Here is a 442-nt window from a genome sequence, read left to right as displayed (position 1 = left end):
GAAGCGATCCGCGAGTACATCGAAGAGACCGCCGACAGCGAGACGTTCCAGGAACTGGTGGCGACGAAATACTACGACGGTCAACTCGAATTCGAGACGGTCAAGCAGCTGGTCGGCGCCGAGACTGCCCAACGGCTCCGCCTCCTCAAAGCGGATCTCGAGGCCGAGCCACTCGATCTCGCTGCGCCCACTGACGTCAACATCTACGGCGGCGACGCGACGACGGTCGATACCGCGGACGGCGACGAGCGATGAGCAGGCCGCGGCTGCGGACAGTCGTCGCCGACACGAGTGCGCTGGTCAGTCTCGCCGTCCCACGAGCCGACGCAGCCTACGACACCGACACGGCTCCGGATCCCCTCCAGTATCTCCTCACCTCGTGTGACGTCGCCGTCCCACCAGAAGTCGTTGCAGAGCTCCGTGACATGGCTCAGTACCAGGA

The 442-nt window shown here is 64.5% G+C and carries 2 pseudogenes; both read left to right on the top strand.

Annotated features, from left to right (window positions below):
- Window positions 1-255 (top strand): annotated as a pseudogene (locus EXE48_RS18265) (hypothetical protein); the annotation flags it as partial.
- A pseudogene (locus tag EXE48_RS18960) lies at window positions 252-442 on the top strand (hypothetical protein); the annotation flags it as partial. The pseudogenes EXE48_RS18265 and EXE48_RS18960, both read left to right, overlap by 4 nt.

It is taken from the genome of Halorubrum sp. ASP1 (assembly GCF_005435135.1).
In the GTDB taxonomy this organism is placed as follows: Archaea; Halobacteriota; Halobacteria; order Halobacteriales; family Haloferacaceae; genus Halorubrum; species Halorubrum tropicale.
Note: the sequence above shows the minus strand (reverse complement) of the source record. Positions and strands in the feature narration are given on the sequence as shown.